Here is a 14,138-nt window from a genome sequence, read left to right as displayed (position 1 = left end):
TTTAAAAATTTCCAGAAATTTTAACCGTATCACCTACTTTTTGCTGCCAATCTTTTAATTGGTTTAGTAATTTTTTCACTTCGGAAGTTGATGATTTTTTATTCACTAAATTAGTAGTTTCCCAAGGATCTTTATCCAAATTATAATATTCTATATCGCCCGTTTTAGGATATACAATTAGTTTTTTATTCCCAGAAACCACTCCTCTTTGATCATCAAACATTGCCAAGTAAATAGACTCTCTTCCTTTCACTTCTTTATTAATTAAAGGTGTTAAACTTTGAAAATCGATATTTTTTGGACCATCTAGCCCTAACAAATCAAACAACGTAGGGTTTACATCTTGTAAATAAACACGTTCTTTAATTTTAGTATTCGGTTTAATTTTTGGAGCTTTAATAATTAATGGAGCTGTTACACTTGGCTCATACAAACATACTTTACCTGCAACGCCGTTTTCACCAAAATTAATTCCGTGATCAGACATAAATACAATAATTGTGTTATCATAAACACCTTTTTGTTTCAACGCCTTAATAATATCACCTACTCTATCATCCATATGTGTAACCATTGCATTGTTCTGTTGAACTCTAGATTGCATTGTTTTAGAACTTAAAGGATCGTTTGTGTATTGATATTTTACATTTTTATTTAATGGTTTTCCATTTACAACACTTGGCGGCAACACCATATCTTTTGCAGGATATAAATCGTAATAATTTTGAGTGGTTTGTCTTGGTACATGAGGAGCGTTAAAAGCTACATACATAAAAAACGGCTTCTCACTTTTGTAATTATTTATATAATCCACAGCTTCATTACCTGTAATATCAGTTACATGTCCGCCAGTTGTATTGTATGTTTTTAATTGTCCTGGTTGAATACTTCCTAATTCATCAAAAATATTTTTTGGATTTTTCCCCCAAGCGTGCCATTTACCAGTCATAAATGTCGAATAACCGTTTTCTCTTAAAATTTCAGGAAATGCAATTGGGGCATTTTTACTAGTTATTTTTTGAGATTTCCAAATATGTTGCCCGTAAAACAACATTGTTCTACTTGGAATACAAACCGCAGGAGACCAACAACCCATATTATAAGCTGCAGTAAACGATACTCCTTCTTTTGCTAAAGCATCTATATTTGGAGTAACCATTGCCGAGTTTCCATAAGCACCGACTGCTTGATTACTTTGATCGTCAGATTCTATAAAAACAATATTTGTTTGAGCGTTTATTTGAACACCCAAACAAATTTGTAGTACTATAAATAGTAGTTTTTTCATTGGTATAAAATTTATTTACTTCAATAAGTGCTTCGACTCCGCTCAGCAACCGGTCATTAAGCGGAGTCGAAATGCTGGTTCTCATTAAATTAGTAACCATTAGAATGAGATTCTGAAACAAGTTCAGAATGACGGATTTAATATTTGAATGAATGAAAGGAAATGAAGAACCTCTATTTTTTAATTTTTCATGAGATTGCCACATTCCGCTGCTCTTCATTCGCAATGACATTTTATTATTAATGTCCTCCTTTTGGATGACTGTCATTTGTATATCTTAACACTTTAGGTTTCCCAGTTCCTCTAGCGTTTGTGATTTCTACTTTCCAAACTTTACGTAAATTTTCTAAAATAGTTTTATGTTCTTCTTTTGAAGCTAAATTATGTAATTCGGCAGGGTCATTTTTCAAATTATATAACTCTTCATAAACTGGTTTTTCACCTTCAACAGGAGCATCTATATAACTTCTATAAACAGCAATTGCAGGATCGTGAACAGCATACAACATTTTACTTACAGGAATCCCCATCATTTTAGCAGTTTCAATTTCTTTTGTAGCTGAAAAATTGTTGTTTTTGTAATATCTAATATATTTCCATTCTTTATCTTGAACAGATTCACAACGTGGATTTCCAAAATGAGTTGACCATAAGTTTTCAGTATAAACATACTCTCTAACTTCAGCTTTTTCACCTCTAATTAATGCTGAAATATCTTTCCCTTGAAAAGAAGCTGGTTTTTCAATTCCTGCCATTGCAACCATCGTAGCTGCAACATCAATACTTTGCACTAAAGCATCGCTTTTAAAACCTCTTTGTTTTTTCTTTAATCGTGGATCTAAAACAATCATTGGAACGTGGGTAGTTTTTTCGTAGCATAACGATTTACCTCCTAAACCTTGTTCACCCATAAACAAACCGTGATCTGAAGTAAAAATAATTACCGTATTTTTATCTAGTTTTAAATCTTTTAGCTTGGCTCTTAAATTTCCAACTAAACGATCAATACCTGTCATAGCTTGTAACTGACGTGTGTAACGTTCAATAGTTCCTTCAGGAGTATCAGAATAATCATAACCTGTTTGTCTGTCTTCGACCTTATGAATTGAAGCCGGTAATTTAGGTGTTTTAATATCCTTTTTAGCAACATAATTCTTTGGTAAAGGAATTTTTAAATCGCGATACAATGTTTTGTAAATTTCATCATCATCTTTTTTCATTTTCATAGTACCTGTACTAGCACCATGTGGTAAATTGAAATTTATTGACAACATAAAAGGCTTGTCTGAAGGTCTTTCATCTAAAAACTTAATAGCTCCTTTTAAATTACGTTCGTTCGGGTCAATAAAATCATCAACAGCTTCATTTAAAATTTCAGGTTGAGTAAAAGCTATAGCATCATTAAATATTTTGTGACGATCTTTTGGGTAAAAACTTAAATGACCGTGACCAGCATACCAATAATCAAAACTATTGTCCATTAGCCCACTTGTATATCCACCTTCTCCAATAGGAGCGTGATTTTTACCAATCCAACCCGTAAAATAACCAGCTTTACGCATTACCATTGGGTAAGATTGTTCCCAAGCTTCATCAGAAACACTGGTTCCTGAATTAAAATTTACACCGTGTTTACGTTCGTATTGACTTAACAAAATTGAGATTCTACTTGGTGTACAAATGGCGCTTGTAATATGCGCATTTGTAAACAATACACCTTCGCTTGCCATTTTATCTATGTTAGGCGTCTGTACAATTTCATTTCCTGTACAACCCAATAAACCATAAGACTGGTCATCGGTTAAAATGAATACGATGTTTGGACGTTCTTGAGCACTTAACTTTAAAAAGCTTGTAATTAAAAGCGCTACTATTAATAAAATTCTTTTCATTTTTATTTTATAATTTATTTTAATTCTTGAATTCTAACATTTCTATACGTTAACTCTGCTCCTTCAGCTTGCAAACATATATTTCCTTTAGATAATGGTTTTCCGTTTTCATGAAAGAAATTTTTAATTTCATTAACCAAATGACCATTTACAAAAAACTTAGCTGATTTCGATCCTCTAACTTCAACTCTAACTGCATTCCAACCTTCAATTTCATAATTAGCATATTTTACATTTTGTTGGTAGGCTTTTATTTTAGAGTCTAATACTTTTTCATTTCCATCTTTTTCAACAACCGTTACTTTTGGGCCTTTTATTACCCATAAATCTGCTGTATCATCTTCTTGAATTTGACATTCCAAACTAGTTGGCCATACCTCTTTTTTACCTTGAACGTGAAATAAAATTCCCGCATCACGTTTAGCTTCATCTCTAGGTTCAAATTTACGCTCACCCCATTTATATTCTAGTTCTAAATTAAAATTGCTGTACTCTTTATTAGTTGTAATTATAGCAAATGGCGCTTTTTTACCTTTCCACTTCTTAAGTACTTCAATACTGTTTTCTTTTACTTCAAAATGTTTATTCCCTAATTCATTCTCTTCTTCTGAAGTTGTATAAACTGTTCCTAAACCATCTTTTGGGAAAGGATTTTTCCAATCAACTTTATTTGCTTGTTTTTGTTCAGTTGTTTCTCGCACCCAAATGTTTCTATATTCAACAGGATCGTTATGATACTGCAAATAAATTGGTCCTTTAGCAGGTAAATTATCCGGATAAGAAGTTACCTTTCTATATAATGTTGGCCCTTCATACACTTGATTATTTTGTACTAAAACACCATTATGCAAAACTGTAATGCAAGCTTTTTCTTTCATTTTACCATTTTCATATACAGGCGCTTTAAAAATAATATCATAGCTATTCCAGTTTCCTTGTGGAGTTGATGCATTTACCAAAGGTGGAAACTGCCCGTATATAGCTCCTGCTTGTCCATCAGCATAGGTCTCATTTACAAAGCTCTCCAAAATCTGAACTTCAAACTTACCCATTATGTAAATTCCACTATTACAACCTTTTTGACCCTTTACTTTTAAAGTATCATTCACTCTCCATTCAATATGCATTTGCATATCACCAAATTCTTGTTTTGAAGAAAGTCCTCCTTTTCCCGCAACCATATATGAATTATCAATAATTTTGAAATTCCCAGGTTTCCAAGCATCTAAATTACTTCCATCAAAAAGAATAATTGCATCAGAAGGTGGTGCGGTTCTTGTTCCTTCACCCGGAATTACTCTAACTGGTTTTTCTCTAGTTACATCGTGTAACCTATCTTTCAAATACAAACGCTTACTTTCCTGAGCATTGCTTAAAAAAAATAAAATTAAAAATGCTCCTGTTATGAATGATTTTGTTTTATTGAATATCATAATTTACTTTGTTGTTATTGAAATATTTGATTCTTGTAATCCTTCTGAAGTTGCTTTAATTGAAATTGAGCCTGCATTTTCAGTTGATTTTACAACTAGTAAACACATACCATTAAACACCTTTCTTTTTGGAACTTGAAACCCTTCTAAAGAAGTTTGATCTCCACTTCCAACAGCCGCCAAAGTTCCAGCTCCTTCAATATCAAAATTCACTAGATTATCTGCTAATGGACACATATTTCCATTTTCATCCTCAATTTTAACTGTAATAAAAGATAAGTCATTTCCATCAGCGTCAATTTCTGTTCTATCTGCTACTAACGAAATTTTAGCTGGTTTACCTGCTGTTTTTATTTCTTTAGTTACAATTTCTTCTCCATTATTATAAGCAACAACTTTAATGCTTCCTGGTTGGTAAGGTACATTCCAAGATAAACGATATTTAGATTTGTACATTCCTTTATCAAACTCATGATATTCTGCAGGAATCATTGTAAAATCTTTTCCTTTAACTTTTTTACCATAAGATTTTCCGTTTACAAATAATTCAACTTCTTCACAATTTGTGTAAGAATAAACCGGAATTGTTTCTCCTTCTTTTCCTTCCCAATTCCAATGTGGCAATACATGTACCATTGGCTCCGTAGTCCACTGACTTTGGTATAAATAATATCTATCTTTTGGGAAACCACATAAATCTACTGGCGCAAAATACGATGAACGTGATGGCCAATCGTCGTTCCAATAACCGTGTGTTGAATTGTCTCTACCACCATAAGGTGTTGGCTCTCCAATATAATCGAAACCTGTCCACATAAACTCACCTAATGATTTTGGGCATTTTTCTTGAGCATCGAACTCAACATCTGGAGGATATGCCCAAGGTGGTCCAACAATAACATCGTAACTAGAAACGTGATTTGTTGAATGTCTTTCAGTATATTCAATTGGTAAATGATATACACCTCTACTACTTGTTAATGAAGAAGTTTCAGAACCATACAAAATCATATCAGGATTTGCTTCCAAAATTTCGTTGTAATTTTCTGGCCAATAATTCATTCCAACAATATCAACTTCGTAGGCTAATTTATTCTTAAACGGAGCTGGATAATAGTTAAATCCTACAGTTGTAGGACGCGTATTATCTTCATCGTGACAAATATCGTTTAGCATTTTAGCTACTTTCCAACCATCTTTTCTGCTTTGCTCTAAAATTTCATTTCCAATACTCCACATAATAACCGATGGATGATTACGGTCACGCTTAATCATATCACGTAAATCACGCTCGTGCCATTCGTCAAAAAACTTATTGTAACCGTTTTTCACTTTCCCCATTTTCCACTCATCAAAAGCTTCAACAATAACAACTATTCCTAATTCATCACAAACTTGTAAAATTTCTGGTGAAGGCGGATTATGACTAGTACGTAACGCATTTACCCCCATACTTTGCATAATTTGCATTTGACGTTGTTTAGCTCTATAATTAATTGCTGTACCTAATGGACCTTGATCGTGATGCATACAAACTCCATTTAATTCAACAGTATTTCCATTTAACAAAAACCCTTTGTCTTTATCAAACTCAATGGTTCTAATTCCAAATTTTGTTTCGTACTCATCAACAACTTTATTGTTAACTACTACTTTACTAATTGCAGTATATAAAACAGGATTTTTAATATCCCATAAGTTTGGATTTTCAACGTTTAAAGCAATATTTATTTTTTCTTCTGAAGATGAATTAACTTCAATTTCAGAAGTATTTTCAACAACTACAATTCCTTCAGCATTAAAAATACTTGTTTGTAATTGAGCTTTTGAAACTGAAGTTCCTGCATTTTTTATTTTTGTTTCTATAACAACTTCAGCATTTGCTTCTGTTATTTTAGGTGTAGTAATATAGGTTCCGTATTGTGGAATATGTACTGAATTGTTGATTTTTAAACGTACATTTCTATAAATTCCGGCACCTGAATACCAACGCGCCGCCAAATCTTCAGGAGACAATTGAACAGCAATTACATTCTCCTCTCCAAATTTAATGTGCTTTGTTAAATCTAATTCAAAACCAATATAACCGTAAGGTCTTTCGCCAACATACTCGCCATTTAACCACACTTTAGCATTATTCATAGCGCCATCAAATTCAATAGAAATTTGTTTTTGGTTAAATTTACTATCTACTGTAAAATGTTTTCTGTACCAAGCAATTCCGTGAACAGGTAATCCTCCAGTTCTAGCGTTGTATTTATTACTAAACGGACCTTCAATTGCCCAATCGTGTGGTAAGTTTAGTTTTCTCCAATTACCATCGTCAAAAGCTATAGATTTTGCTTCTTCCGGAGCCTCTTTTTGAAACAACCAATCTCTATTAAAGTTTTGGTCTGCAATTGATTTTACTTCATTCGAATTACATGAAATAAAAAGACCTCCTAAAAACAATGTAAATAGAAAGTTGTACCATTTAAATGAATTCATAATTATATATATTATTTTAAAAATGATTAATCATTGTAAATATAATAGAAACTAGAGCTTACCTAAAACAATCTACTAGCTATTTTCTTTGAAAAATCATTTGTTCTATATTTTAAATCAAAACTCCGCATTTCGCTTATAATTTATTAGTTTTATACCTTAATTATTCTAAAAAAATGAATACTAAAACCATTTGTATTAAACCAGTAATTACGTTTATTGGCATATTACTTATTAGCTTTCAACTATATTCTCAAGAAATATTAATTGAAACTGAAAGCTTTACCGATAAAGGAGGTTGGGTTGTAGACCCTCAATTTGTTGAACAAATGGGTTCGCCATATTTAATGGCCCATGGAATTGGAAAACCTGTTGAAAATGCTAAAACAACATTTAGCATCCACAAAAAAGGAAACTATCATATTTGGGTTAGAACTATGAATTGGGCTCCAGGAAACTGGGAAACGCCTGGTAAATTTCAATTAAAAATTGAAAATAATACGTTCTCTAAAGTTTTGGGAACTTCAAAAAAATGGGATTGGGAATATGTAGGTGAATATGAGTTTTCTAATAAAAAAACCTCAATAGAACTTATAGACTTAACTGGATTTAATGGTAGGTGTGATGCAATTTATTTTTCAAAAAATAAAATTACTCCACCCAGCAAATCTATTGAATTAAAAAAATGGAGAGAAAAACTTACAAAATCTAACAAACCACCTAAAAAAACCGAAAATTTCGACTTAGTAATAGTTGGTGGTGGAATTGCCGGTTGCGCTGCGGCTATTAGTGCTGCTGAGCAAGGTTTAAATGTTGCTTTAATACATGACAGACCTGTTTTAGGAGGTAATGCAAGTGGCGAAATTAGAGTACACACAGAAGGAATTTATGGGTATTTTGAACGTATTCTTAAAATGATTGATACAGATCATTACCCAAATGGCTCATCAGAAGCTTACGATGATGATGATAAACGAATGAAAAATATCAAATCTTATAAAAACATTCATCTTTTTCTTAACTGGAGAGCATATGATGCAAGTTCTAAAAACAATTTAATAAAATTTGTGGATGCTAAACATACAAGTACTTCTGAACGTATAAGATTTAAAGCTCCTTTATTTGTAGATTCTACAGGAGATGGTTGGGTTGGTTTTTGGTCTAATGCCAATTTTATGTATGGCCGTGAAAGTAAATCAACTTTTAATGAAGGCTGGGAAAAACATGGGGAATTATGGAGCCCAAAAATAGCAGATAATTTTGTAATGGGTTCATCTGTTTTATGGGGCAGTAAAGAAATGGAATTTACAAGTAAATTTCCACAAGTTCCTTGGGCTTTAGAAGTTGCAAAACAGCATGCTGCTGCAAATGGAGAATGGAAATGGGAATTTTCAAGAAATGATTTAAATCAAATTGATGATGCTGAACAGATTAGAGATCATATGCTAAAAGCAATTTTCGGTTCATTTTATAATGAAAAACAAAAAGAAGGGAATGAAAAATTAGCGTTAGAATGGGTGAGTTATCTTGTTGGAAAAAGAGAATCACGAAGACTTGTAGGAGATTATATTTATACATTTAACGATGTAAAAAATCAAACCAAATTTGAAGATGCTGTTGTTTTAGAAAAAAGATCTGTAGATGTTCACTATCAACAAAAACTAAACAACCCCGAAAAACCTAATTTTTTATCCGAAGCATTATTTTATAGAACAACTGGCTATCAACTCCCTTACAGATCGTTATATTCAAAAAACATTAACAATCTATTTATGGCTGGAAGAGATTTTAGTTGTTCTCATATTGGTCTTGGAGGCCCAAGAGTTATGAATACAACTGGGCAAATGGGTGCTGCTGTTGGTTATGCCGCAAGTATTTGTAAAAAGTACAACACAAACCCCAGAGTTGTTTATGAAAATCATTTAAATGAATTAATGAAACTTGTAAAGTCTTCTTCAAAACAAAAGCAAAACAATTAATTATTTATGAAAACTTACATTTTTAAATTTAGCGTACTTATTATAATTTTTGTTACTGCATTATCGTCTTTTAATAGTAATTACGACCCTAATTGTAAAAAAGTTCTTGAGCTACCTAGCTTAGATGGTTCTTTTACGAATGATGTATATTTCTGTAAAAATGAAGCTAAAGAATCCTTTTTTTATAGTCAAATTGAAACAAGTGTTTGTAATGATACCTTATGTAGAATTGTGAATCTAAAAGTATATTGGGATTTAGCAGGAAACTTCAAAAAGTTTGACACAATTCCCGGAAAACAACTTACTAAAAATGACCATAATGATTTTACTTCTGCAGATTATAGTAAACTTCATAAAACGCTTAAAGATAATTACGCCGTAATTGGGAAAAAGCATGTTGGGGCCTTTATTGATAATAAACAGTTTCGAAAATCAAACAAAATTGATGGTGTTTCTGGAGCAACAAAAAGAGAAATTAAAGAAGAAGTTGTTGATGGTGCGTTATACTCAACTCATACCCTTTGGAAATTAATTAATGGTAGAATTAAGGAACAAATTAAAGAGTACACCCATACTAATTACAATGAACAATTTGAACAACAACTACTAAATTCAGAAAATGGTAGTACAAACTTATTTGTACTTCAAAAATTTAAAGATGAGGATTATGTAAATAAATTTAATTTGGTAATTGAAGTTATGAAAAGAAAACATAGTTTAATTAACTTTTACATTTCAAAAGCTCTACCAGAAACAATCTTCAAAAACAATATACAAAAACAACAATTAAAAGACATTTGGAGTTACTTGGATGAAAACTCAAAATCTGTTTTATCTAAGAAATTGAATTAAAAGCACCTCTTTTACTAGAATAAATTGCAATTTTTTTTATTGTTAAATTGTAAATTTAAAATTTCAATTAATAATAGTAACATATGATTAATTATATACCATAATAAACCATTTACATTAAAAACAATATTTTAAATATTAATTTTATGATAAATAAAAAAGTATCATGAAAACACTAATATTTATTGGAATTCTGTTATCTGTCCTGTCTATAAAAGCTCAAAATCCAATAACTCCACCCGGAATGTATATTGCCGATCCTGAAGCACATGTTTGGGAAGATGGAAAATTATACATTTATGGATCACGTGATGAGAGTGATGAGTATTGGTGCTCATATTCACATCACGTTCTCAGTTCTTCCAATTTAAAAAACTGGGATGTTACCGAGAACGCTTTTTCTTCAAAAGGAGAAAATGATCAAGTTAAATTTCACAACAATTTATTGTTTGCTCCAGATGCTGCCTATAAAAACGGTACATACTATCTATATTTCTGCTCTCCAGGAAAACCCAAAACCGAAGGTGTTGCAACTAGTAAAAATCCAAACGGACCATTTGTAAACGGCAAGCAAATAAAAGGAGCTTATAGTATTGATCCGGCTGTTTTAATTGATGATGATGGTCAGGCTTATTACTATTGGGGACAAGGAAAACCAAAAGTTGCCAAACTAAAAGAAAATATGACTGAAATTGATGAGTCCACAATTACTCATCCTTTAGATGAAAAAGGAAATATAGCATTTCATGAAGGCTCTTCAATAAGAAAAATTGGCAATTTGTATTATCTAGTATTTGCCGATGATAGCCGTGATAATAGACCAACCTGTTTAGGTTACGCTATAGGAAAATCGCCAATGGGGCCATTTACTTATAAGGGTGTTATTATTGATAATGTTGATTGTGACCCTTCTAGTTGGAACAATCACGGTTCTATTGAAAAGTTTAAAGAACAGTGGTATGTTTTTTATCATCGTTCAACAAACAATTCTCAAAAATTTAGAAAAGCTTGTATTGAACCTATTTATTTTAATGAAGATGGAACAATTGATGAAGTTGAAATGACTTCACAAGGCGCTGGCGAACCTTTAAATTCAAAAGAAAGAATTGAGGCCGAGTGGGCTTGTGGTTTAAGTGGAAATGTTAGAATTGCCACTATTGAAAAGAAAGATTTAATTTCAGAAGGTTTGAATGAAATTAATAACAACGACACTGCTATTTACAAATACCTTTCATTTAATGGTAATGAAACTATTTTTGAAGTAAAAACCAGTTCTAATTCAAAAGGTATTATTGAAATAAGGCTAGACAGTGATAAAGGTAAATTATTAGGAATTTTATCTATTAATTCTTTATCAAATAATACTGCTTATAACATTACAAAAGGTTCTCTTAAAAAAATTAAAAAAGGGAAACATGCCTTACACTTTACTTTTAAGAAGAAGCCCGAAAATAAACTAACCTTAGATTGGTTTAAATTTCACTAAAAAAGGCGGGTGTACTTTAATTACACTCGCCTTTTTTTATATATTAATTTAATTATTACTTCTTTTTTACATATACATAATAAGCTGTATTTTTTTCTCCTTTTTTATTAAATAAACTTGCCTCTAATTTTGTATTTCCTTTTTCAAGTTTTAAAGTAAATTCAACAGACGTAGCATTTTCATCGAACTTCACTTCATTTTCTTGTCCTTGAATATTTATTGAAGCTTTCACAAACTCTAAATTCTTTCCTTCAGGAATGGTTTTCTCTAAACCAGGAACATCGTTAGGAGTAATTTTTGGTGTTGTTGCATTAATTTTTAAACCAGATTCTATTGGATATCTTCTTAATGAAAATTCGTACTCACCAGCTTCTGCAACATCAATACTCCAAAATCCTTCAGCAACATCTCCATTTCTAATATAAATTTGGTTCCAAGCATAATACTCCTTCTCCTTCATTGAATGTAAATCGTGAGATGTTAAGGTTACTGGATTTTCAAAATTAGTTCCAATAGGAATATAAACTTGCTCATCTCCTTGAACCGATACTTGTTTCCACCATTTTTCATAGAAATCGCGCATTTCTTTTAGTTTCTCTGGATTTTGTTCTGCAATATTATTTTTTTGACCTTTATCGTTTTCTAAATTGTATAACTCTTTACCATTAATTAAACGCCATTTGTTTTGCATTACTGAAGAGTTTCTCCATTTAACCAATTGTTGTAAACGTTGAGAATCTGTAACTAACATTCTGTTATTTTCTAACTCTGGATTTTTAAACATTGGAACAATACTTTCTCCATCTATTGGCATTCCTCCTTTTGGCATCTCAATTCCACATAATTCAGCTAAAGTTGGCATTATATCTAAATGAGCGGTTAACTGATTAATATCTTTTGAAACATTGATATCTCCATTTTTCCAATGAATAAAAAACGGTACTCTGTGACCTCCTTCATAGGCACTTCCTTTATTTCCTTTCATACCTGCATTAAAACCAGTTGTAATCTTTTTTTCTTTATTGTACTTGTAACCGGCCGCAGTACCGTTATCAGTCATAAAAATTAAAATAGTATTATCTGCTATATTTAATTCTTTTAATGTTTTACGAAGTTTTCCAAAGTTATCGTCAACATTGGTAATCATTCCATAAAAACGTTTTTGAGTATCAGACAATTGATTCTCATCAATATCTTTGTACATATTGTAATACTCTAGTGGTACATTATATGGACCGTGTGGAGCATTAGTAGAGATGTAACAGAAAAATGGTTCATCTTTATTACTTTTTATAAACTTGGTAGCTTCGTCGAAGAAAACATCCGTACAATATCCTTCATATTTTTGGGGTATTCCATTTTTAAAATAAGTATCGTTAAAATAAGTATTACCCCAATAATCTGGTGTTTGATAAACTCCACCACCACCGTGCATAACAGTTTCTTGAAAACCTCTATGTTCTGGTCTAAACGGATAATTATCTCCTAAATGCCATTTTCCAAATCCTCCAGTTTTATAACCTGCTTGTGTAAACATATCAGCCATTGTTTTTTCTTGCTGTCTCAATAAACTCCATCCACCCACAGTATGCCAAACACCTACACTATTTGCATAACGCCCAGTCATTAATCCTGAACGGGTTGGCGCACAAGTTGGCCCAACATGAAAATCGGTTAGATGATAACTTTCATCATAAAAATTATCAATATTTGGTGTTTTTATTAGTGTATTACCATGAACTGCTAAATCACCATAACCTTGATCATCGGTTATAACCAAAATAACGTTTGGTTTAGCTTCAGATTTTGCTTCACTTTTTTTGGCTTCTTTGTTACTACTACAACTAATTGTTAGCAGTGCTACCAATAAAACTAATTTAATTGCTTTCATTTTTCTTTTTTTATACTTTATTAATTAAATATTTTATTTACAAATTAATTCACTTAAAGCAACGCTTTCATCCGTTACATCATTTATATTAATTCCACTTTTCACCATCACAAATCTGTCTAATGCATGGTGTGAAGACCTTGCTGAAATTTCCATAATATAATCACCGGCTTCATCAAATTTCACATAAATTCCATGGCCATCATTATCACTTGTATTCGAAGCCCATTTCCACGTACCGGCACCACTCATATACACTTTAAACCAACCTTCTTTACTAGATCCGTTTGGTCTTGGTGTTTTACCAGTTCCTCCAGGATATACAATATGGTCTCCTTTTTTACCATAAAAATCATCTGCATCTGCAAACCTTAACCACGTATCGTTGTGTTCCGTTCCATCATTACCATTTGTAATTCTAGATCGCCACATAAACCTATAAGTACCAGGAGTTGAAATTCTTATGGGGTATTCTAAAATTCCAGTTCCTGGAGCACCAAAATATTGTGAACCTTTCCAAACTATATAACCTAATCCTTGAAAACCGTCAACCGAAGTTTCTGAATCCCATCCGTTAAAAGCTGCTAAACTTTCAAAATCAGCTTTAAGAATCCCATCTTTTTCGATATAGATTATTCCTGTTGTACATTCTTCAACTACCTCTTCCTCTTCAACTACCTCTTCCTCTTCAATTTCTTCTTCCTCCTCTTCAACTATTTCAATTACCTCATCAGTTACATCATCTGAATCATCACCACAAGAAACTAATAAAAAAATTACAAAAATAACCTTTGTATATAGTAAAAATTCTCTTTTTAATTTCAGCATAA

The 14,138-nt window shown here is 31.8% G+C and carries 9 protein-coding genes; 3 read left to right on the top strand and 6 right to left on the bottom strand.

Features of this window, described 5'->3' with window-relative positions; genetic code table 11:
• Position 1: 1 nt before the first annotated feature.
• From Q0776_RS14005 to galB, 4 genes are all read right to left on the bottom strand, one after another.
• Entirely contained in the window at positions 2-1,288 is a 1,287-nt protein-coding gene (locus tag Q0776_RS14005) for a sulfatase-like hydrolase/transferase (protein ID WP_298369526.1), read from the bottom strand.
• Positions 1,289-1,527: 239 nt separating this feature from the next.
• Positions 1,528-3,180, bottom strand: coding sequence for a sulfatase-like hydrolase/transferase (locus tag Q0776_RS14000; RefSeq protein WP_298369524.1), 1,653 nt, complete (start codon positions 3,178-3,180; stop codon positions 1,528-1,530).
• A gap of 14 nt (positions 3,181-3,194) precedes the next feature.
• A complete protein-coding gene (locus Q0776_RS13995; protein WP_298369520.1) occupies positions 3,195-4,613 on the bottom strand; it encodes a DUF1080 domain-containing protein in 1,419 nt (472 codons plus the stop codon).
• Positions 4,614-4,616: 3 nt separating this feature from the next.
• Positions 4,617-7,100 carry a beta-galactosidase GalB gene (gene galB, locus Q0776_RS13990; RefSeq protein WP_298369517.1) on the bottom strand — a complete coding sequence of 828 codons (2,484 nt, stop codon included), beginning with the start codon at positions 7,098-7,100 and terminating at the stop codon, positions 4,617-4,619.
• Positions 7,101-7,276: 176 nt separating this feature from the next.
• Between galB and Q0776_RS13985 the strand changes: the two genes are divergently transcribed.
• The 3 genes from Q0776_RS13985 (at position 7,277) to Q0776_RS13975 (ending at position 11,417) form a co-directional block, all read left to right on the top strand.
• Positions 7,277-9,079 carry an FAD-dependent oxidoreductase gene (locus Q0776_RS13985; protein WP_298369514.1) on the top strand — a complete coding sequence of 601 codons (1,803 nt, stop codon included), beginning with the start codon at positions 7,277-7,279 and terminating at the stop codon, positions 9,077-9,079.
• Positions 9,080-9,085: 6 nt separating this feature from the next.
• A complete protein-coding gene (locus Q0776_RS13980) occupies positions 9,086-9,931 on the top strand; it encodes a hypothetical protein (protein WP_298369513.1) in 846 nt (281 codons plus the stop codon).
• Positions 9,932-10,097: 166 nt separating this feature from the next.
• Positions 10,098-11,417: a family 43 glycosylhydrolase gene (locus Q0776_RS13975; protein WP_298369511.1), complete on the top strand. Its 1,320-nt coding sequence runs from the start codon at positions 10,098-10,100 to the stop codon at positions 11,415-11,417.
• Between the two features lie 55 nt (positions 11,418-11,472).
• On the opposite strand, the gene Q0776_RS13970 is transcribed toward Q0776_RS13975, so the two are convergent.
• Entirely contained in the window at positions 11,473-13,308 is a 1,836-nt protein-coding gene (locus Q0776_RS13970) for an arylsulfatase (RefSeq protein ID WP_298369509.1), read from the bottom strand.
• Positions 13,309-13,341: 33 nt separating this feature from the next.
• Positions 13,342-14,136: a hypothetical protein gene (locus Q0776_RS13965; protein ID WP_298369507.1), complete on the bottom strand. Its 795-nt coding sequence runs from the start codon at positions 14,134-14,136 to the stop codon at positions 13,342-13,344.
• Positions 14,137-14,138 lie beyond the last annotated feature (2 nt).

This window comes from uncultured Lutibacter sp., from assembly GCF_947495725.1.
GTDB lineage: Bacteria > Bacteroidota > Bacteroidia > Flavobacteriales > Flavobacteriaceae > Lutibacter.
This window is presented reverse-complemented; position numbering and strand designations above follow the sequence as displayed.